This window comes from Neobacillus sp. OS1-2 (assembly GCF_030915505.1).
Taxonomy (GTDB): domain Bacteria; phylum Bacillota; class Bacilli; order Bacillales; family Cytobacillaceae; genus Neobacillus.
Genome location: NZ_CP133265.1, coordinates 1,360,885 through 1,382,881, shown reverse-complemented (window position 1 = coordinate 1,382,881; position 21,997 = coordinate 1,360,885). Strand labels below are relative to the sequence as shown.

At 42.1% G+C, this 21,997-nt stretch carries 18 protein-coding genes, 2 riboswitches and 1 other annotated feature; of the genes, 13 read left to right on the top strand and 5 right to left on the bottom strand.

The window, feature by feature from the left end:
- Positions 1–8 precede the first annotated feature (8 nt).
- The 6 genes from RCG19_RS06840 (at position 9) to RCG19_RS06815 (ending at position 8,437) form a co-directional block, all read left to right on the top strand.
- Positions 9–1,763: an ABC transporter ATP-binding protein gene (locus RCG19_RS06840; RefSeq protein ID WP_308110208.1), complete on the top strand. Its 1,755-nt coding sequence runs from the start codon at positions 9–11 to the stop codon at positions 1,761–1,763.
- A 7-nt stretch (positions 1,764–1,770) separates the two neighbouring features.
- On the top strand, positions 1,771–3,591 hold the full coding sequence (locus RCG19_RS06835) for an ABC transporter ATP-binding protein (protein ID WP_308110207.1): 1,821 nt from the start codon (positions 1,771–1,773) through the stop codon (positions 3,589–3,591).
- Between the two features lie 157 nt (positions 3,592–3,748).
- Positions 3,749–4,025: a binding site (T-box leader), on the top strand.
- A 103-nt stretch (positions 4,026–4,128) separates the two neighbouring features.
- Positions 4,129–4,968 carry an SAM hydrolase/SAM-dependent halogenase family protein gene (locus tag RCG19_RS06830; RefSeq protein ID WP_308110206.1) on the top strand — a complete coding sequence of 280 codons (840 nt, stop codon included), beginning with the start codon at positions 4,129–4,131 and terminating at the stop codon, positions 4,966–4,968.
- Positions 4,969–4,988: 20 nt separating this feature from the next.
- Entirely contained in the window at positions 4,989–5,546 is a 558-nt protein-coding gene (locus RCG19_RS06825) for an ECF-type riboflavin transporter substrate-binding protein (RefSeq protein WP_308110205.1), read from the top strand.
- Between the two features lie 357 nt (positions 5,547–5,903).
- On the top strand, positions 5,904–7,616 hold the full coding sequence (locus tag RCG19_RS06820) for an ABC transporter ATP-binding protein (protein WP_308110204.1): 1,713 nt from the start codon (positions 5,904–5,906) through the stop codon (positions 7,614–7,616).
- On the top strand, positions 7,607–8,437 hold the full coding sequence (locus tag RCG19_RS06815; protein ID WP_308110203.1) for an energy-coupling factor transporter transmembrane component T family protein: 831 nt from the start codon (positions 7,607–7,609) through the stop codon (positions 8,435–8,437). The genes RCG19_RS06820 and RCG19_RS06815 overlap by 10 nt, the downstream gene beginning before the upstream one ends.
- A gap of 51 nt (positions 8,438–8,488) precedes the next feature.
- Here RCG19_RS06815 and RCG19_RS06810 read toward each other — a convergent pair whose 3' ends face one another.
- The gene (locus tag RCG19_RS06810; protein ID WP_166240410.1) at positions 8,489–8,968 is read right to left on the bottom strand and encodes a glutathione peroxidase; all 480 of its coding nucleotides are present in this window, start codon (positions 8,966–8,968) and stop codon (positions 8,489–8,491) included.
- A 295-nt stretch (positions 8,969–9,263) separates the two neighbouring features.
- Complete coding sequence (locus RCG19_RS06805) at positions 9,264–10,190, bottom strand: polyisoprenyl-teichoic acid--peptidoglycan teichoic acid transferase TagU (protein ID WP_308110202.1); 927 nt, start codon at positions 10,188–10,190, stop codon at positions 9,264–9,266.
- A gap of 898 nt (positions 10,191–11,088) precedes the next feature.
- Positions 11,089–11,179, top strand: a riboswitch (cyclic di-GMP riboswitch).
- A gap of 29 nt (positions 11,180–11,208) precedes the next feature.
- Here RCG19_RS06805 and sinI point away from each other — a divergent pair.
- A complete protein-coding gene (sinI, locus tag RCG19_RS06800; protein ID WP_308110201.1) occupies positions 11,209–11,340 on the top strand; it encodes a DNA-binding anti-repressor SinI in 132 nt (43 codons plus the stop codon).
- A gap of 95 nt (positions 11,341–11,435) precedes the next feature.
- Here the strand turns inward: sinI and RCG19_RS06795 are convergent, their stop codons facing one another.
- The 3 genes from RCG19_RS06795 to RCG19_RS06785 form a co-directional block, all read right to left on the bottom strand.
- Positions 11,436–11,879 carry a flavodoxin domain-containing protein gene (locus RCG19_RS06795; protein ID WP_308110200.1) on the bottom strand — a complete coding sequence of 148 codons (444 nt, stop codon included), beginning with the start codon at positions 11,877–11,879 and terminating at the stop codon, positions 11,436–11,438.
- Positions 11,876–12,922, bottom strand: coding sequence for a ribonucleotide-diphosphate reductase subunit beta (locus RCG19_RS06790; RefSeq protein WP_308110199.1), 1,047 nt, complete (start codon positions 12,920–12,922; stop codon positions 11,876–11,878). Before RCG19_RS06790 ends, RCG19_RS06795 begins: the two co-directional genes overlap by 4 nt.
- 121 nt (positions 12,923–13,043) lie before the next feature.
- Complete coding sequence (locus RCG19_RS06785) at positions 13,044–15,326, bottom strand: ribonucleoside-diphosphate reductase subunit alpha (protein WP_308110198.1); 2,283 nt, start codon at positions 15,324–15,326, stop codon at positions 13,044–13,046.
- Positions 15,327–15,454: 128 nt separating this feature from the next.
- A riboswitch (cobalamin riboswitch) is annotated at positions 15,455–15,657 on the bottom strand.
- 156 nt (positions 15,658–15,813) lie between these two features.
- Here RCG19_RS06785 and RCG19_RS06780 point away from each other — a divergent pair.
- The 6 genes from RCG19_RS06780 (at position 15,814) to RCG19_RS06755 (ending at position 21,997) form a co-directional block, all read left to right on the top strand.
- The gene (locus RCG19_RS06780; protein ID WP_308110197.1) at positions 15,814–16,239 is read left to right on the top strand and encodes an OsmC family protein; all 426 of its coding nucleotides are present in this window, start codon (positions 15,814–15,816) and stop codon (positions 16,237–16,239) included.
- A gap of 176 nt (positions 16,240–16,415) precedes the next feature.
- Entirely contained in the window at positions 16,416–17,723 is a 1,308-nt protein-coding gene (locus RCG19_RS06775) for an ATP-binding protein (RefSeq protein WP_308110196.1), read from the top strand.
- Between the two features lie 552 nt (positions 17,724–18,275).
- Positions 18,276–18,908 carry an FMN-dependent NADH-azoreductase gene (locus RCG19_RS06770; protein WP_308110195.1) on the top strand — a complete coding sequence of 211 codons (633 nt, stop codon included), beginning with the start codon at positions 18,276–18,278 and terminating at the stop codon, positions 18,906–18,908.
- Between the two features lie 288 nt (positions 18,909–19,196).
- Complete coding sequence (locus RCG19_RS06765) at positions 19,197–19,835, top strand: response regulator (RefSeq protein WP_308110194.1); 639 nt, start codon at positions 19,197–19,199, stop codon at positions 19,833–19,835.
- 1 nt (position 19,836) lies between these two features.
- The gene (locus RCG19_RS06760) at positions 19,837–20,943 is read left to right on the top strand and encodes a sensor histidine kinase (RefSeq protein ID WP_308110193.1); all 1,107 of its coding nucleotides are present in this window, start codon (positions 19,837–19,839) and stop codon (positions 20,941–20,943) included.
- A 115-nt stretch (positions 20,944–21,058) separates the two neighbouring features.
- Positions 21,059–21,997 carry an ABC transporter ATP-binding protein gene (locus RCG19_RS06755; RefSeq protein WP_308110192.1) on the top strand — a complete coding sequence of 313 codons (939 nt, stop codon included), beginning with the start codon at positions 21,059–21,061 and terminating at the stop codon, positions 21,995–21,997.

Below are 21,997 nucleotides of genomic sequence, written 5' to 3'. Positions count from 1 at the left end.
AGGAAAAAATGTTAGTTTTTAAAAAGTTACAATCGTTTTATCTTCCATATAAAAGGGATTTCATTTGGTCAACGCTCTTTCTCATCATCATGGCGGGGATCACCGTTGTTTATCCGGTCATTTTACAGCTGACAATTGATGATGTAGTACTTGGCGGACACTATCGCTGGGTGCCATGGATTTCCCTTGGATTTATCATGATTATGGCTGTAAAAGGACTGTCCACCTATATTCAGCATTATTTGGCTGATATGTTCGGCATTAAATCCGTGTACAGTTTGCGAAATGCCTTATACGAAAAACTGCAGCGGCTGTCATTCAGCTATTATGATAATGCGAAGACAGGAGATTTAATGTCACGCTTAACCGCAGATGTGGAAGGCTTTCGCTTTTTTGTCTCATTCGGGTTTGCGGAGGTACTTCGTTTTGTTATTCAAGTCAGTGCCAGTTTATGTGTCATGTTCTATTATTCTGTTTCCCTTACCCTTGTCACCATTATCGCACTCCCCTTCTTGAGTATTGTTGTTTATAAGTTTGACAAAGCGGTACACCCGGCTTTTCGTGGGATTCGTGAATCGTTCGGCCGCTTAAATACAAAGGTACAGGAGAATATAAGCGGGATCCATACAGTTAAAGCCCTTTCGAAAGAAGGGGTAGAGATCGAGCGCTTTACTGCCTCCAATCAACATTACAGGCTGAAACAGCTTCATACGGCATCGGTTTGGTCAACGTATTTTCCTTTAATGGAGCTGATCGGAAATATCTCTGTTGTCGCTTTACTAGCATTTGGCGGCTATCAGGTGATTGAGGGGGTCTTAAAACCAGGGGAGCTGGTAGCCTTTTACAGCTTGGTTTGGTATATTTTATGGCCGATCATGAACCTCGGATTTACCATTAATATGTTCTCACAGGCAAAGGCCTCGGGGGAGCGGCTTCTTGAAGTATTGGAAGCGGATGAAACTATTTACGATAAAGAAAATGTAAGATGCAGCGGGGAACTGGATGGGCATGTTGTTTTTCGGCATGTTTCCTTTCACTATCATCAGGAGGAAACAGCTGCCCTAGAAGAGGTGAGCTTTGATGCTGCTCCGGGCTCAACCATTGGCTTCATTGGCGCTGCCGGATCGGGAAAGACCAGTGTCATCCAGCTTCTATCCCGCTTTTATGAACCAACGGCAGGAGATATCCTGATTGACGGCCGCCCGATTAAGGAATATGGGTTAAAAATGCTCCGTTCGCAAATCGGCATCGTATTGCAGGAAACGTTCCTGTTCTCCTCCACCATTAAGGCAAACATTGCGTTCGGAAGACCAGATGCGTCGATGGAAGAGATTATCGATGCTGCTAAGCGTGCTCAAGCACATGATTTTATCATGGAGTTGAAGGATGGCTATGACACGATGCTGGGAGAACGGGGAATGGGCCTATCCGGGGGCCAAAAACAGAGGATCGCGATTGCCCGCGCGATTTGTCTGAATCCCACTATCCTCATCTTAGATGATTCCACAAGTGCCGTGGATATGGAAACCGAATTTCACATTCAACAAGCCCTTCGGGAGGTCATGAAGGGACGGACCACCTTTATTATTGCCCATCGTATTTCATCCTTGAAACAGGCAGATGAAATTTTAGTATTGGATCATGGAAAAATTATTGAACGCGGAACACACGAGCAGCTAGTGGCCAGCAATGGAACGTATCAACGAATTTATGACATTCAATACCAGGACCAAGAAGCAATTATTCAAAAGGCTGTAAGGTAGGTGGATCATGGAAAAGGATCAAAAGAAACAACTGATCGTGGAGAGGTTCCATTACTCACAGGATCAAGTGATTGATAAATCATTCAACTGGAAACAAATGTGGCGATTATTGCAATATCTAAAACCCTATGCCAAAACGTTACTGCCTCTTTCGTTTATCACGGTCATCATCTCAACCGCCATCCGTTTACTTATTCCGATTTTGATTGGCGTTTACACCCTTGATAAGGCGATTATTGAAAAAGATACGCCATTATTAATGAAGCTTGTTTTCATTATTTCGGTGCTTTATCTCGTATCGTATGTCGTCAATTTACTACGAATCCGCTGGATGAACGAGCTTGGGCAAAATGTTATTTATGACTTACGAAAGCATTTATTCACACATGTCCAGTCCTTATCGCATAGATTCTTTGACCAGCGGTCGGCCGGTTCTATTCTGGTACGGATTATGAATGATATTAACTCCCTGCAGGAATTGTTTACAAGTGGTGTGATTAATCTATTAACCGATTTTCTGCTTTTGTTTGCTACCATTTTTATTTTGTTTTCCTTGAACGCAAAACTCACCATTGCGATTATGGTTATTTTGCCGATTATGTTTTTCATTTCCACTAGCCTTAGAAAAAAAATCCGGATGTCGTGGCAGGAGGTTCGGCTGATTCAGTCAAAAATGAATTCCCATTTAAATGAAAGTATACAAGGAATTCGGGTTACACAGGCATTTAGCCAGGAAAAGGAAAACATTCAATTTTTTAAAGGAATTAACCATGATAATTATGAAAATTGGAAGCAGGCCGTTCAAAAAAATGCGATGTTTGGCCCTTTTGTCGAGATGACCAATGCGGTGGGGACGGCAATCCTAATTTGGTACGGGGCCTATCTTGTTTCTGGTGGTGCATGTACGATTGGAGAATTCGTATCCTTTGCCTTTTATTTAGGCATGTTTTGGGAACCCATTTCCAGGCTTGGACAGTTGTATAACCAACTTCTGATCGGGATGGCTTCATCGGAGCGGATTTTTGAGTTTTTAGATGAAAAGCCGCTTGTGGCAGAGGCCGCAAAACCACGGGCACTTCCGTCCATCAAAGGGGATATCGATTTTGTGGATGTCGAATTTTCTTATGATGCCACACGGAAGGCGTTAAATGGGGTTTCTTTTTCGATAAAAGCAGGTGAAACCGCGGCACTGGTTGGGCATACTGGATCCGGAAAGACAACCATTGCGAATTTAGTCAGCCGTTTTTATGATGCGACCGCGGGAGTTGTCAAAATTGATGGTCATCCCATTCAAGAATTGTCCATCCCAGGCCTGCGTTCGCAAATTAGTGCCGTGCTGCAGGATACGTTTATTTTTTCGGGGACGATCCAGGAGAATATCCGCTTTGGCAATCCCGAGGCAAGTGATGAAGAGGTGATGGCCGCGGCGAAGGCAGTGGGTGCGGATGAATTTATCAACCAGTTATCAAATGGTTATCTGACAGAGGTGGAAGAGCGCGGAAACGCCTTATCTGTTGGAGAACGCCAACTGCTTTCCTTTGCAAGAGCGCTGTTGGCTGATCCGAAAATTCTTATTCTAGATGAAGCAACAGCAAGCATTGACACGGAAGCAGAAGTAAAAATACAAAAAGCCTTAAAAACGTTATTAAAAGGCAGAACAGCCATCATGATTGCCCACAGATTATCCACCATTAGAGAAGCAGATAAAATCATTGTCCTCGACCACGGAAATATCCTGGAACATGGAAACCACAACACATTAATGGCAGAACAAGGAGCTTACTATGAACTAATAAAAGCCCAATACAGAATGCTCAACGTGGGCTAAGCGGAGAAGCAGGGGACGGTTCTCTGCTTCATTTTGTTATTAGGTTATGAAGTTAGGAATACAGTGAATGCGCTTAATGGGAAAAGGTATTCTCTGACAAGTAGACGCTTGACTATTTAAAGGATAAATAATATAATTTTTATAAATTTCTGATAATTACGTGGCGATGAAGAGGGAAAGTACGATTCGGGTATTTTACACAGAGAGCTTCGGGAGCTGAAAAGAAGCAAAAATACGAATCCGAAGAATGGCCTCAGAGCTTCGGGCTGAAACAATCCCACTAGATTGGAGTAGGTTCCGACGAGAGTTGGTACTCGTTATCCAAACCACAGTATGAAGAGCAGCATTTGTGCTTGCGTACTTGCAGAGGCTGTTTTGTGTGAGCAAACAGTGAATTAAGGTGGTACCACGTGGCGAACAACCACGTCCTTATCTATTTTCTTTAAATGGATAGGGGCGTGGTTTTTTTGTTGGGATGTGGGAAGCAGTGGGAACCGTCCCCTGCTTCAAGAATATAAAACGGAGGAGGCAAATATAATGAATAACAATCTCGTGTTGCAAACTGATTTTGGTATAAGTGATGGTGCTGTCAGTGCGATGTATGGTGTGGCAATTGGAGTGAATCCGGCCATTCGGATTTTTGATCTAACCCATGACATCCCGCAATATCATATTTGGGAAGGCTCCTACCGCTTATACCAGACGGTTTCTTATTGGCCGGCTGGCACGGTATTTGTTTCAGTTGTGGATCCGGGTGTTGGCTCTGAACGGAGAAGTATTGCCGTGAAAACGGCGTTAGGTCAGTTTATTATTACTCCGGATAACGGGACGCTTACCCATTTGAAAAAATGTATGGGCATTGCCGAAGCGAGAATCATTGATGAGACGATCAATCGCCTGCCACGCTCCGGTGAATCCTATACGTTTCATGGACGTGATGTTTATGCCTTTACCGGAGCACGGCTTGCTTCCAACCTGATTCCATTTGAGCAGGTAGGTCCCGAGGTGCCGGTGGATTCCCTTATTGAGCTGCCCATGGCGGAGCCAAGCATCACCAATCAAGTCCTAACCGGTCACATCGATATTTTAGACATACGATTCGGGAATTTATGGACTAATATTGACCGCGTCCTTTTTAAAGATTTATCTGCCGGATATGGCGATTCCTTTGAGGTGACCATTGAAAATGATACCCGCCAAGTCTATAAAAATATCATGACCTTTGGCCGGACCTTCGCTGATATTCATTTAGGGGAACCATTACTCTATGTGAATTCACTCGACAAAATTGGCGTGGCGCTAAACCAAGGATCTTTTGCCAAGGCGTATCATATTGAAACGGGGGCTTCTTGGAAAATCATCATCCGAAAACTTTAATCACAAGGGGGTTTTAGAAAATGAAAAGAAGTCAATTATCAATTAAAACGATTGTGGCCATTGGCATCGGAGCAGCTGTATTCGTGATTTTGGGAAGATTTGCGGCGATTCCAACTGGGGTTCCGAATACAAACTTTGATACTTCCTATGGCTTTTTGGCGTTAATGGCTATTATCTTCGGACCCGTTGCCGGTGGCTTGATTGGGTTAATCGGCCATGCCTTAAAGGATGCGATCTTCTACGGAACGCCGTGGTGGAGCTGGGTGGTTGTCTCGGGGATCGTCGGTTTCTTAATTGGCCTGGCAGCGAAGAAAATCCAGATTGAATCGGGTGCTTTTACGGTAAAAAAGATTATTCTCTTTAACGTGGTTCAGATCGTCGTCCAAGCGATTGGCTGGTTCGTGATTGCGCCAACATTGGATGTATTGATTTATGCTGAACCAGTGAACAAGGTTTATTTACAAGGCCTTGTCGCCGGGGGTTTAAACATGGTAACGGTCGCTGTCCTAGGCACGTTACTGCTAAGCATTTATGCAAAAAGCCGCAGTCAAAGCGGCAGTTTAACGAAAGATGTTTAGGTGTTGTTATAAAAAGTTTGTTGTGCTATTGGATTCGCTGATATAGTGGTTCGATTCGCTGATAAATCAAATTGGCTCTCTGAAAAGGTGTAAATTTACACCACTACTATATATATTTCATAATTTATTTAACTATTTAATCCCTCAATGAGCGAATTTCGCTGTTCAACGAGCGAATTTTATCATGCAATGAGCGAATTTCGCTGTTCAATGAGCGAATTTTATCATGCAATGAGCGAATTTCGCTGTTCAACGAGCGAATTTTATCATGCAATGAGCGAATTCCTCTGTTCAATGAGCGAATTTTATCATGCAATGAGCGAATTCCAAAAAGCAACAATCCCTAGGAGAAATTTTATGAAAATACCAGTTATTCAATTTGAGAATTATAGTTTTCAATATAGCAGTCAGACGGCACCAACCTTGTATGAGATCAATTTAACGATACACCAAGGAGAAAAGGTTCTGATTGTCGGCCCTTCTGGGTCTGGAAAAAGCACACTTGGTCATTGTCTCAATGGCCTTGTTCCCTTTTCGTATAAAGGAAATGTGTCCGGAAGTTTGAAAATCAATGGTGAGGATACAATGGACCTTGATATTTTCACACTTTCCAAAAAGGTAGGGACCGTTCTCCAAGATCCTGATGGACAATTCATTGGACTTACGGTTGCAGAAGATATCGCATTTGCGCTCGAAAATGATTGTGCACCACAACCACAAATGCTTGAAAAGGTTGGAGACGTTGTGAAAATGGTCGAAATGGAGGAGTATTTGGATTCCTCGCTCCATCATCTTTCTGGGGGACAAAAGCAACGGGTCTCGCTCGCGGGTGTCATGGTCGATGACGTTGAGGTACTGTTATTCGATGAGCCGCTTGCCAATCTTGATCCGGCAACAGGAAAATATGCAATTGAACTCATTGACCAGATTCAAAAGAAAACAAACAAAACAGTCGTGATTATTGAGCACCGCCTAGAGGATGTCTTACATTGCTCGGTTGACCGCATCATTGTCATAGATGAAGGCAGGATTATCGGTGACATGACTCCCGATGAATTATTGGCTTCACCGCTGTTGGAGCGGTGTTCTGTCCGCGAGCCCTTATATGTGAAAGCAGCCAAATATGCCGGGTGTGCGATCACGCCGGAAATGAAGCCTGCCCATCTTGATAGCTTCCAAGTCGAAAGCTGCAAATCTCAGTTGGTAGACTGGTTTACAAAAGTGAACTCCCCGCAGCCAAGAGTGAAAGCAGAGGTTATTTTGGAAGTAAAGGATATCACATTTGGGTACAAACCTGGACAAGAGACCATTCATGATGTTTCTTTTTCAATTGAAAAAGGAGAAATGGTCTGTATTGTGGGAAAAAATGGCGCCGGCAAATCGACATTGTCCAAATTAATCTGTGGCTTTGAGAAGCCGAGCGCAGGAGGAATTTATTATCGCGGCCAGGATAGCAGCGGCGATAGCATTAAAGAACGGGCAGCACGGATTGGCATGGTGATGCAAAATCCGAATCAGATGATTTCCAAGCAAATGATCTTTGATGAGGTGGCGCTGGGTCTTTTCATTCGCGGTATCCCGGAGGACGAAATAAAAGAGCGTGTCCTAAAGACGTTGAAAATTTGCGGCTTGTATCCGTTTCGAAACTGGCCGATTTCGGCGCTAAGCTTTGGCCAGAAAAAGCGGGTGACGATTGCTTCGATCTTGGTTTTAGAACCAGAGGTGCTGATTCTCGATGAACCGACGGCAGGGCAGGACTTTCGCCATTATACTGACATAATGGAATTCTTGGTGGAACTCAACCGACATGGGGTCACAATCATCATGATTACTCATGATATGCATCTCATGCTCGAATACACACCGCGGGCGATTGTGATGGCAGGCGGGAGAAAAATAGCCGATGACACAGCGATTCACGTATTGGCCGATTCTGCGATGATCGAACAGGCAAACCTAAAGGAAACCTCCCTTTTTAAACTGGCGGAGCGAGCGGGAATTAATGAAACGAAGGAGTTTGTCCGGCGATTTATTGCGTATGATCGAGGGGTGAGGCAGAAATGGCAGTAGAGATGCTTTCCTATATTGAGCGGCAATCACCGGTCCACAGGCTTACCGGTGTTACCAAGCTGATTTGTTTTATAACTTGGTCGACAATTGCGATGCTCACCTATGACACGCGTGTTTTGGTCTTTCTTCTTCTATTAAGTGTAGGCGTTTTTATCGTTTCCAAGGTAAAGCTGAAGGAAGTAGCTTTTGTCCTCTTATTTATACTATCTTTTCTCATGATTAATAATCTAGCCATCTATGTGTTTTCACCGCAAGAGGGTGTGGCGATTTATGGTACGAGCCATGTGCTGGTAGACATCGGTGGCGGGCGCTATTCGCTTACGCTAGAGCAGCTATTTTACCAAATGAATGTCACGCTTAAATATTTCACTGTCATTCCGGCGGCGATCTTGTTTATCGTGACCACCAACCCGAGTGAATTTGCTGCATCGTTAAACCGCGTCGGCATCAGCTACCGAATTTCTTATGCTGTCGCACTGGCGCTACGCTATATTCCTGATATTCAACGGGATTTTCGGACGATTGCGCTTTCCCAGCAGGCACGGGGAATGGATATGTCGCGTAAGGAAAAACTACCGAAGCGGATCAAAAATGCCGCCTCGATCATCATCCCGCTTATTCTTTCAAGTCTTGATAAGATCGAAATCATCAGTAATGCGATGGAACTGCGCGGCTTTGGAAAAAACAAAAGGCGCACCTGGTATCGCGCACGTCCTTTTCAAAAAATAGATATTGTTACTATTATTCTATTCATTCTGATTTTGGGGGCTTCACTTTCTATCACCTTTCATGACGGCAATCGGTTTTATAATCCGTTTTGAAGCAGGGAGTGGAATAAAAAACGAGCTTTCCGCGAAGGAAAGCTCTTAAGCTTAAGCCAATATCTTTACTAAATCCGCCTCGATACTACTCGGATCCACCGTTGGCGCATAGCGTTTGATTACCTGGCCGTTACGGTCGACAAGGAATTTGGTAAAGTTCCATTTAATCCGCGGGGATAGAAGTCCCGTCTTTTGTTCCTTTAAATACTTGAATAGGGGGTCCGAAAAAGGGCCGTTTACGTCAATCTTTGCAAAAATAGGAAAGGTAACCCCGTAGTTAATCTGGCAAAATTCAGTTGTTTTATCGATTTCAGCAAATTCCTGATTGTTGAACTGGGAACATGGGAAGCCTAAAATCTCCAACCCGCGCTCATGATAGGTATCATATAATTTCTGAAGTCCTGTAAATTGGGGAGTAAACCCGCATTTGCTGGCTGTATTGACGATAATTAATGGTTTGCCCTCGTACTCTTGCAATGATTTTTCTTCACCATTCGGCATTTTTACTTGAAAGTCATACACGGTTTTCATGGCATTCGCTCCTTAAAAATGGATAGTAGGTTAATTTTTCATTAAATTACTCAACCTGGTAAAAGCCTCCATTCAAATCATCCTCAAAATAGTTCAGAGATTGATTACATTATTTCTTTTGTCAATTTTAGACTTTTCATTATATTTTGATAGTATAGATTTAATATATCGTAAAACGGAATGTTGCTCAATTTGATTTTCTAATTTATCGGAAATGATTTATGTTTACTGTCAATTCTCCGTATTAATAGAAAAAAGCCGAATGGACCCATTATCCATTCAGCTTTTGCTACCTTTAGTTCAGTTCTAATTGTGCTTTTAATTCATTTTGGACTCTTTGCTTCTCTTCGGGTGACACTAATCCATAATAAATTGAATTAATCTTTGTTCCTTGTTCTTTTATTTCCATTTGCTGAATGTTCTTGCCTGCTTCTTTGTAATTCTTTTGAATGTCCATTAGTTGATCAAACGTTAGGTTCGTCTTTACGTTTTTGCCAAGGGCAGCGAAGATATCTGAGAAGTTAGTCAAGCTTGATACACTTGCTCCTTCTTGAATGACCCCTTGAATGATTTGACGCTGTCTGGTTTGACGACCAAAGTCCCCTCTAGGGTCCTCGTATCGCATACGTGTGTAACTTAAGGCCTTATCACCATTTAGTGTTAAGGGTCCTTTTGTAAAATGGAATCCATCTTGTGTAAAGTCTAAATCATTCTGGACGGTAATGCCGCCCACCGCATTGACGATATCCTTAAATCCTTCCATATTCACCTGCATATAATAATCAATTGGAATATCAAGGAAGTTTTCAACCGTATCCATTGACATCGGAATCCCACCAAAGGCATAGGCGTGATTAATCTTATCTTCTTTTCCCTTTCCAACGATTTCCGTACGGGTGTCACGTGGAATGCTGAGCATTTTGACTGAATTGTTGTTCGGATTAACCGTTAATACGATCATGGTATCGGAACGGCCTTTGTCACCTTTACGTTCATCGACTCCTAACATCAATACAGAAAATGGGTCTTTTTCCTTGAACTTTACTGGTTCTTGGCGCTTTTCGGATTGTTTCCGGTCAATTGGCTGGTGCATCGTATCTACGGCATTTTTAAAAGATTTATAGACGGTGAAGGCATAGGCACCACCGGCAACTAGTAGAACCAACAAGATAATTCCTGTTACCCTTAGCCACTTTCTTTTCTTCTTTTTAGCAGTCCTCATTCGACAATTCCTCCAAAAAATATACAATTATTTTACATCTACCATATAGAATAGCAAAAAAAAGGAAGTGTGGATACAAAAAAATTGTGGAAGTTTACGTTACATTCATTCCCAATATTCCTTTATTTTTCCCATAAGCTTTCATGGCAGATTCACTGTTATCGGCGTAGCCACTGACTGGTTATTCTATACCTGATGCTCTTTATACTTTATTAGATGCTTATTAGCAAAATTATTCATTAATACAAAGGCATGTAGTTTGCTTCTCGAAAAACCCCCTATAAGTGATTGAATCTATTTTTTTCTTCCATTATTTTATGTCGCTTGTATTTGCCTACTAAAGTCATTGCTTCTTCGAGTGCTCTATTTTGAATTTAAATTACGTTGCACATGTGCAGAGGTAGTCGTTTCGTACCACGTTCATTTAGTAGATTAACAAAAATATAGGTAAAATGATAGAAAAAAGCAAACTTTAATTCGAGGATCCTACTTGAAATAATGAGCAGTTAGTTCTTAGAAAAGTGCAAATTATGAGAAAACAGGGGAATGGGCGATAAAAAGAACAATAATTGCACTTATTCGGGCGAAAATGCCTGTTTATCGGGTTTTTCTAATACGGTATTTTGTTTTATACTCGATACATTGGTTCACTATAAAGAACATATTCTTCGACTCCATATTCACTGTTCCATTTTTACTGTTTGGGTATGGGGGGAAATCTGTTTTTTTGTAGAAATATGTAAAAATAAAAAAATGGAAGAAATGAAGCAAATCGACAAAATGTAACAAAATGATTAATTGGGACTAGGTATAATAAATATAACACTCAAGAGTGAGTATATGGCCCTATGGGGTTTGAGCAGAAATGATAAGATGGTGTCGTTTCATTGGGATTAGGGGCAGAAAAAGGCAAACCTTTTGAAAAAAGGGGACGCAAAGCCGCGGATCTAAGGCAGGTGGTTGCTTGCTATGATGGCCGGGTTACCTGGAATACGATTGTATTTTAGGGGTGATAAGAATGTTAACGGTAGACAAGGAAATGATGGACATTGACGAAGAATGGTTGAAACTCATTTTAGAGGCAAAAGAATTGGGATTATCCATTCAATCCATTCAAGCCTTTTTAAATCAAAAGGAACAACAAGCATAATACCTATGAAAAACCATAACCTACATACATCAAGCTAAAGCATCCCACAAAAAAGTCCTATTTTTTGCGGAATGCTTTTTTCCTTTCATTTGGTGTCAGGCACCATTTTCAATTTTATTCCAAATGATATCAACAAATCTACTGCAGCGTTCTTGGTCTGCCACTTGCATGGCGACTTCGATTTTCAGGGTGGCCGCCAAGCGACTTTGAACATAGAGCATGTCCCTGAAAGCATCGACTGCACCGCAAAATTGAGGGTAAAAGCTATCCCCGCTTCCGATTATACCGGTCACGATATGGTCTACCTCCTCGGTTTCAAATGCGTGGTAAAGCGCGAGCATTTCAACTGGAATCTCCCCATCACCCCATGTGTACGTACCAATAATGACCGCATCAAAGGTAAATAGCTTCACTACGGGAACATCCTCAATCCGAAAAAGTTCCGCCATGATCCTTTTCTCTAAAAATAAATCTCTTATGAACTGGACTAGATCTTCTGTATTCCCTGTTTTCGAGGTATACACGATGGCTAGTTTCATAGTTCATCGAATCCGTTCGATTGTGATACCTTCGCATAGGTCCGTGATTTTTGCTCAAAGAAATCCGACTTGGTGCCGTTCATCATTTCATCGCTAAACACATGAATCCATGGCATCGGGTTGCTGCGGTCTTCATATAAATTCGCTAATCCAAGCTGGCGCAAACGCTTATTTGCCAAGTATTCCGTGTAGCCATTATATTCGTCCAAATCAATCCCCGTAATATCCCTGAGAATAAAAGCGGCCCATTCCTTTTCTAATTCGACAGCTTGTTCAATGGTTTGATAGATATACTGGATATTTTCCTGATGATTCAATTCAGGATTCTCGGTCAGCAGTATCCGGATAAATTGAGCAATGAAATAGGCGTGCTGCATTTCATCCCGTTGGATATAGCTAATCATCGTGCTCGTTTTCAGCATTTTCTGCTGGCGGGCAAGATGATAGAAAAAGGCAAAACCTGCATAAAAATAAATCCCCTCAAGATTAATCGAGTTCACCGCCAACTGAAACAAATGCTGTGGCGTCGGATTCTCGCGGAAACACTCATATGCCTGTAGGATCAAGTGATTCCGCTTCTGCACGATCGGGTCACTTTTTGCTTGATTGAACCGAGCATTCTGCTCACTTAAAGAGACAAGGGAGCTAAGAATGTATGAATACGATTCAGTATGCACCGCCTCCTGCTGGGCAATGACGGCAATGATCGATTTAAAGCTGGAATCCGTCACATAATCCATCACCTGCATCATCGTTGGTGTCTGCAAACTGTCGAGCGATGCCAGCTGGGTGTTAATTCTTAGAAAAACATCCTTTTCTGTTGCACTGAGTGTGTCCCATTGTTTAATGTCATCCTGCATATTGATCTCTTGGGCCTTCCAAAAATTGCCCAATAGGGTCTGATAAAAGCCGTACATCTGCGGATAGGCGATATCATTCCAGTTAAGCAGGCCAGAGGACTCACCGTTGATGATTCCGGTTGATTTATTAGGAAACTGTGGGTTTAATAGTTTTATTTTTGCTAATGGTGCATGGGGATCCATTTGAAAAAACCTCCTTGTTCATTATGGGCTCTTTTATAAAAGTTTGTTGCATTTTTAAATGCGCTGATAGATCAGATTAACTCCGACTTTTTTACGAATACAGCCTCATTAAATGTCGAAGCTAACTTTGACACGCCTCACATTCGGTAATTTCCGCTTGCGATGTGCTTCTAACGTAATACGTAGTCTTTAGTCTATGCCGCCAAGCTTCCATATGTAAATTTAATAAATCCCTTGCTTTAATATCATGGCGGACATACAGATTAAAGCTGATCCCCTGGTCAATGTGGCGCTGGCGGGCGGCATTTTGTTTAATGCTCCATACCTGATCCAATTCATGTCGCGCCCGGCGGTAATAGGGATAGGTTCGATGCGTTAAATCCGGTGCTGTGACTTTGAATTTAAAATTTTTCTTCTCCTCCGCATATTCAACGGAATAAATCGGGTCAATTCCATCCGTAGAGCCGCCGATTTTCGCTGTAGAAGAGTTAGGTGCAACTGCCATTAACCAGCCATTGCGGATCCCGTGTTCAGCAATGTCCGTTGCTAACTTCAGCCACCGGTCAGAACGATAATCTTTCCGCGAAAAATAGGCACCCGTTTGCCACTCGGAGCCTTCAAACGCGCGATAGACTCCTTTTTCAACCGCCAATTCCTTAGAGGTACGAATGGTGTAGTAGGCAATATCCTCATACAGTTGGTCGGCAAATTCAACCGCAGCTTCGGATTCCCAGTGAATGCCTTTTAGGGCAAGCAGATGATGCCAGCCGAATGTTCCGAGGCCGATGGCTCTGAACTTTTGATTGGTTACCTGTGCCTGTCCCACCGAAATGGTATTGAAATCGATGACGTTATCCAGCATTCTTACTTGAATGCCGATTAATCGTTCTACCACCCCGGCCGGAATCGCCTTTGCAAGATTAATAGAAGATAGATTGCAAACCACGAAATCACCAGGCCTGCGAACGATGACAATGTTTCCTTCCTCATCTTGATACTCGTTGATAATGGTTGTGGCCGACATATTTTGTGCAATTTCCGTGCAGAGGTTGCTGCAGTAAATCGAGGTGCGCCCAGCGCCGGAAAGATGCTTATTCGGATTTTGCCGGTTTACTTCATCTCGGTAGAACATATAGGGAGTACCGGTTTCCAACTGTGACACCATGATCCGCGCCATGATATCCATTGCCCTGTACGTTTTTCGGGGCAGGAGCGGGTGTGCTGCAGCTTCTTCATATTTTTTGGAAAAATAAAGATTGTCGGTTTCATCATAAAAATCCTCGAGTCCAAGGGGCTCCCCGTTTGCATCCTTCCAGCCCATGCACTGCTTCACCTGATGCGGGCAAAACGTGTGCCACTCGCCGATACTTCTGCCATACTCGTCAGTTTCCTGCAGTTTTTTCATAAACAGATCGGGGATGGCCACGCCGGTAAAAATATCATGGGCTTTGCGGCGCTCATCGCCATTATTCGTTTTCAAATCAAGAAACCCGTTCATGATATCTTTATGAAAAACATCCAAGTACACGGCAATGGCGCCTTGGCGCTGCCCCAGCTGATCGACGCTGACAGCTGTATCATTGACAAGCTTAATCCACGGCACAACCCCCGAAGAGTTGCCCTTGAATTTTTTAATATCGGAGCCGAGGGCACGGACCTTTCCGTAATAGAGCCCAATCCCGCCGCCATCTTTACTTAACCGGGCAATATCCCAGTTATTTAAATAAATGCTGTCGAGCGAATCGTCGACCGTATCGATAAAACAGGAGGAAAGCTGGCCGAAACGTTTGCCGGCATTCGCGAGTGTTGGTGTGGCAACGGTCATATAGAGATTGCTAAGTGCCCAATAGGCTTCTTTTACTAGGTGGGACCGTTTAGATGGATGTTCATTTTGCATGATCGTCATCGCAATGATCATAAATCGCTCTTGTGGCAACTCATACACCTTTCGCTCATGATCGTGGGCAAGGTAGCGGTCTGCCAGTAAAAATAGACCGATGTAGGTAAAAAGGCCATCCCGCTCAGCGTCGATCTCTTTCGCAAATTCATCGATTTCCCTTTTTGTATAACTGCCTAGTAGATGGGTAGAATATATGCCGATTTCCGTTAATTGTTTAATGAGGTGAAAAAAATCCCCGTATTTCAGCTGGCGCTCATAACCGCGGTTCGTTGCCGCCTGTTGGTATAATTCATTCAAATATAAGTGGGCCGCGACAAACGTCCAATTTGGCTGGTCCATTGCAATCTGATTGACAGCATAGAGAAGCGCTTGCTGGCAGGCGTCTGCCGCATCCCATTCACTGATTTGTTTTTCAAGTACCTTCGTATCTAATTGGTATTTCTCTGAAGCTTGTTTGATACAATCTAGTACCAGTTGCATTTCATCATTTACCTTCGTGGTCATAAATCTATCTCCTTCAATAAAAAAATCCACTCGGGAAATCCTGAGCGGATGAAACGGAACACTACACAAAAGGAAAAATAAAAGCTGCCTTGTGCTGCCACCGTTCATCCTCTTAAGTCCCCGAAGAGGTGAAACTACTTAAGAAAGACAGGTCTCCTGACTTATGCTTCGTCCTACTTCTGAGCCCTTCCCATATAAGCGTCTATGTTCATAAACTCTCTCATACAGTGGTTTGCTCATTTCGTCAGCATTTACAGTTGCGGGGGCAGCTCCGGATTCACACCGGATTCCCTTTTAAGCCGCTAGCGGCATCTTTTCCTAAGGTAAATACAATATATAGTTTTATTTTCGAATAAATAAACGATATGTAGATAATATGCTAAAATTAATCATAGTATACTATAGTTGAAATGACAAGGATTTTATTAGTGAGAAAAAATAAGGTCGGATTCAATTGGTTATGATAAAAAATGAAAGGGGGTTGAAAATGGATTTTACAATTAACTGGAAAGGGAAAATGGCATTTGGGGGTGTTGCTCCATCCGGCCATGAATTTAACATGGATGCAGCATCAGAAGTAGGGGGAGAGAACGGCGGCCCAAGACCGACAGAATTACTATTACAGGCGGTTGCGGGTTGTACAGGAATGGACATCATCTCCATTTTGCATAAAATGCGCCTTGAGCCATCTTCCTTCCAAATGGATGTTACAGGTGAACGTGCCAAAGAGCATCCCAAGCGGTTCACGGCCATTACCATTCATTATGCATTCGACGGAGACTTGCCGGAAGATAAGGTGATCCGAGCCATCCAACTATCAAAGGATAAATATTGTTCCGTGTCCCATTCCTTAAACGCAGAAATCACCGTAAGCTACTCCATCAATGGTGTGAAAGGTGAAAAAAGCATTTAAAGCAAGGGACGGTTCTCCTGCATCATTTCCTGGTACTCTGTGAAGCGCAAGAACCGTCCCCTGCCTTATTGCCTTACTATTTTTAAAATTTACATGATTTAAATAATTTTTTATAATAGAATATACATGAATGGGATAGTTTACCTTGATTGATCATAAAGCCAAGGAGTTTTTCTATGAATCTAGATGTTGACATTCTTTTATATCAAGTCGTTAGTGTCCTCTTGCCCATCTCCGTCTATCATTTATTTTTTCATGAACAAGACAGTGAGCGGAGAAAACCTCTATCAAAACTTTCCTTCATCCTGATTATGATTCTAGTACTTGCGATGTCATTCCCAGTGAAGTTTTCTACGGGGTATATATATGATTTCAGAATTGTCCCCTTTATTATTGCATTTGTGTATGGTGGAACCTTTCCAGGTTTACTAAGTGCGGCGGTTCTTTTAGGATACCGTTATTTCATTGGCGGAGATGGCTTTTATATCGTTTTGATCAATTATTCGCTTTCTTGCATCGTTTTCATTTTGATGCAAGATCAATATGAGCTTTTTAAAAAGAAAAATAAGTTGATGTTTGTTAGTTTGGTGTTCTGGGCTAACACGATCATTGTCATCCTCACGCTACTGACAAAGAATCAATTGGCGCAAATTCCCTTTATGTTTGTGTTTTATTTTATCACATGGATTTGCTTGGTGATGGTTGTTTTTATCATGGAAAATGTCAATCAGCAGGCCGAAATGCGGGAGAGATTACAGAAAGATGAACGATTAAATGTAATTAGTCAGTTGTCCGCCTCGGTTGCCCATGAAGTCAGAAATCCGTTAACCTCTGTTCGTGGCTTCTTACAGTTAATGCAAGAAGACGAGAATTTAAAAAATGAACAGAAACAGTATATTGAGATTGCTATAACGGAACTAGACCATGCGCAATCCATCATCAATGATTATCTGTCCCTAGCCAAACCGAACACGGAAGGTTTGACGATTGTCGATATTTCTGAAGAGGTGAAGAAGACGGTCGCACTTATGACTTCATATTCGAATATCCAAAATATTTCGATTCGAATGAATGTGCAAGATGGGCTTTACATAAAAGGAAATAAAGGTGAAGTGAAACAGGTTTTAGTCAATATTATCAAAAATGGCATTGAAGCATTGGAGACAGGTGGGGATCTTCATGTTGATACCTTTGAAGAGGGCGGAGAGATTGTTATCCAGATCATTGACAGTGGCAAAGGGATGACCAAGAGCCAGCTAGCCAGATTAGGGACGCCTTTTTATACAACAAAAGAAAAGGGGACCGGTGTGGGATTAACCATTTCCTTTCAACTTATTCACGCCATGAAAGGAGTCATTTCGGTAGAAAGCCATCTAGGGCAGGGGACGGCCTTTACGATTAGGTTCCCAAGGCTGCCCGCGCCCAGCACGTCTGTAAGTTTGTCGAATATGGATGGAATTTTAGATCATGAGAAAATCAGTTAAAGGGAGAGAGGCTAGTTCCGGTGGGGAACAGCCTCTTTTTTAAAATTACTAGTACCGTGCATGCACCTTTGCCCCTGGAACCTACACTTCTTGAACATACGGCATTTCAGACACGTTTTGTACATCAGATTCGTGAACTAATTCGATATGAAATCTATTGCTCTTCTCCCGAATTTCCAAATAACCTGAGGTATACTTATAGATCACCGCGTAAAGCTTACCCTCGTATAGCACTTCATTCATTTCCATTTTTATTTCACCATCCATTTTTTTAAAAAATTTAGTGATCTATATCTATTCCTAATTTCGCTTTTTTATGACAAGAATTGCTTACTCTTTGAAATGGTGAAATCTTTGCCAGATCAGGTCGAGAGGAACGGGGATGGGTTGTCAGACAAAAAAGAAATGAGAAAACCGAAGTCTCTCTGTCCATTTGAAACAGGGGAAAAGTTTCCGCTGTTTCCAAATCATTTTGATTGAAATAATTTTTAAATTCATATAATATGAATTCGAGATAATCACAACCAAGATAACTAAGGGAGATTAAAATAAATGAACATATTAGTAGTAAAAGCAAATAACCGTCCATCTTCTCAAGCTGTGTCTAGTAAAATGTATGAGACTTTCATGGAGAACGTAGAAGGTGTGAACGTTACGACCTACGATGTATTTGCAGAGGATATGCCTTACTTTGGCCAGGATTTATTCAACGCTTTTGGAAAAATGCAGTCTGGCGAAGAGTTAATGGATGTTGAGCAACGTATTTTAGCAGCGAAGCAAAAAGCAATGGATGCTCTATCAGCGGCAGATGTCGTTGTATTTGCTTTCCCATTGTGGAACTTAACCATCCCAGCTAAATTACAAACATTTGTTGACTATGTATATGCATCAGGTTTTGCCTTCAAATACGATGAAAATGGCCAATTAGTCAGCTTAATGACTGATAAAAAGGCTGTAATTCTCAGTGCACGCGGCGGCATTTATTCCACACCAGAAGCAGCCCCAATGGAAATGGCGGCAACTTATATGAAAAATGTATTTGGCGGCGTTTTCGGTATGCAAATCGTTAATGAAGTCATCATCGAAGGTCACAATGCTAACCCAGCACAAGCTGAAACCATTATTGCAGAAGGTTTAGCAAAAGTGGCAGAAGTAGCAAAAAGCCTTTCCGCCGTGCTAGCATAAGGCGGGCTCTAACCAACTAAAGAAAGTTGAGCAGTGAGATCAATCTCACTGCTCTTTTTCACTTCATCTACTTTCAATCGTATTTGTCGAAAAATAAAAAATTTCCCAGGAGATATTGAAGGATTTCAGATTTCTTTGTAGAAAATAAAATTTTTTGATACAGTCATTTCCCAAATTGTCGATATACAAAGAATCTGGATAGATGATTAGTAGGATGATGCTGACAGCCCTTTTTCTTGCTATAATAGCGGGTAAAGCAGTGAAAATGAGGAAGGGGGTTAGGGACATATGAAAATAAAGGTCATTATTGCGGATGACAACTCCTTTATTCGCGAAGGTTTGAAAATTATCCTCCATACATATGCAGAGTTTGACGTACTTGATACGGTGAATGATGGAAAAGAGGCAGTTGACTATTGCTTGAAAAATTCAGTCGATGTAGCCCTGCTGGATGTACGCATGCCCAATATGAATGGGGTTGAGGCTACGAAATTGATTACCGAGCAAACCAGCACAAAGCCCCTCATCTTGACCACCTTTGATGATGATGAATATATTCTCGATGCGATCAAAAACGGGGCGAAGGGCTATTTATTGAAAAATAATGACCCTGAACAAATTCGTGATGCCATAAAGAGTGTTTATAACGGAAACAGCATCATTCAGGATGTGATTTTAGAAAAAATAAAGTCGAATCTTACGGAAAAAAAGGCAGCAGAGACGCAAATGGACCTCAGCCAATTTACCGAAAGAGAACGAGACATCATGTCTCTGATTGCAAAGGGGTTCTCCAATAAAGCGATATCGAAACAATTGTTTATTTCCGAAGGGACGGTGGCCAATTATATTACTTCCATCTTAAATAAGACTGGGCTTGAGCACCGCACCCAGATCGCGATCTTCTACCTGAAGGGGAAAGTGGAATAAGATGGAGTTTTGGATGATTAGCACAAAGCTAGTACTCTTACTTTATCTTGCTTTTTATTTTGTTCGGGTGGAGATTGATCATTTCGCCTTAGTGGTTCTTACCTTTCTTGGCTATTTCTGTGTCAATATCACGCTTTATCTATTTAATCAACCCACTGTCAAACGAATTCTGCTCGTTATCTCAATAGGCGTTTCTATTGTAGCCTGTCTGATGGTTCATCCAATATTTAGTATCTCATTGCCATTATCGATAGTAGAATTAGCCTCAGGATTTTTTGAAAAAAAAATACCGGTTCTGCTTCTTTCCATCGCCCCGATTCTTTATATACAAGAATCGTTTCAGCCGTTGTACGGATTAGTGGCCATCTTTTGCTTTATGCTCTATTCTGTCACCGCAAGCTTTAATAAGATGCTGGTGAAGGATGAAGCGCAGATCGATTCAATGCGAAAAGCAATGCAGAAATTAACCAAACACGTAAATGAAAATACCGAGTACATTAGGCAGTCGGAATATACCTTCAAATTAGAGGAACGAAATCGAATTTCACAGGAGATTCATGATAAAATCGGCCACTCGATGACTGGGGCCCTTTTTCAAATGGAAGCCGCCAAACGACTTATCGAAACTGATCCACCTAAGGCAGCCGAGCTGCTGCAAAATGCGATCAATATCTCAAAGGATGGCATCGAAAATATCCGCTTGACACTGAAAAATATGAAGCCCCCAACCGAACAAGTAGGGATTCACCGCTTGAAGCTGATGATCGATGACTTTAATACCAAACAACCCATCAAAACGGTGCTAACGTATGAAGGAAATTTAGGAATTATTTCGCCGATCCAGTGGAAAATTATTCATGAGAATGTCACTGAGGCACTCACGAATGCCATGAAATATTCCCAGGCTACCGTTGTTTCAATCGACTTAAAGGTATTAAACAAGCTGGTCAGGGTCGAGGTGAAGGATAACGGCGCTGGAACAAAGACAATCAAGAAGGGGCTCGGCTTTATTGGGATGGAGGAGCGGACTGCCGCAATCAACGGGAAGATTATTGTCGACAGTACGCATGGTTTCTCCGTCACCACGCTCCTGCCCATCTCCATATGAGAATCCCACATCGACAATATGAATATCTTCATGTGAAAAGAATGAACGATTGCACTTATGCAGGTTCATTCTTTTTTTTATACTTGAACTATACTAACGACCTTGAGGTGAAAAGATGAACGTATTAGAGATAAAAAATGTTACAAAAAAATTCGCTGATTTTATTGCGGTTGATAATATGAGCTTATCCGTTGCCGAAGGGGAAATCTTTGGTTTCCTTGGGGCAAATGGTGCCGGTAAAAGTACAACAATTAATATGATCGCCGGACTGTTGCGAAGCAATGATGGGCTCATTCGTATTCTTGGGAAAAACGCGGCCAAACACAGCCGTTTTGCTAAAATGAACCTTGGCATGGTTCCACAGGATTTGGCGATCTATGAGGACATGACGGCCTATGAAAACGTAAAATTCTTTGCGGGGCTATACGGTTTGCGCGGTGCGGAACTACATGATCGGGTGGAGGAAGCGTTAGAATTTGTCGGTCTTCAAGATAAACATAAAAGTTACCCAAAAAGTTTTTCCGGCGGGATGAAGCGCCGCTTAAATATTGCCTGTGCCATCGCCCATCGGCCGAAGCTGATCATTATGGATGAACCAACGGTGGGCATTGATCCGCAGTCGCGGAACTACATCCTGGCATCCGTTAGGAAGTTAAATGAAATGGGCTGCACCATCATTTATACAAGCCATTATATGGAGGAAGTGGAGGAGATCTGTTCGCGGATCGCTATTATTGATCACGGAAAAATCATTGCCGAGGGTACGAAGGAACAACTGAAATCGATCATTACCAATACAAAAGACTTATGGATTGAGGTCAAATCGACCGAAAATATAAATCTTCAGTCGATTAAAGATATCCCAGGTGTAGAAGCCGTTGTCGTGGATGAAAATTTTATAAAAATCAACTCGGATACAGGTGTTAATAATCTAAATAAAATCATTGAGCACTTTATTAACAGCCATATTGAAATACGCGCCTTACAAGAGAAAGCACCGAATTTAGAGACCGTATTTTTAACCTTAACCGGAAGAAATCTGCGGGACCAATAA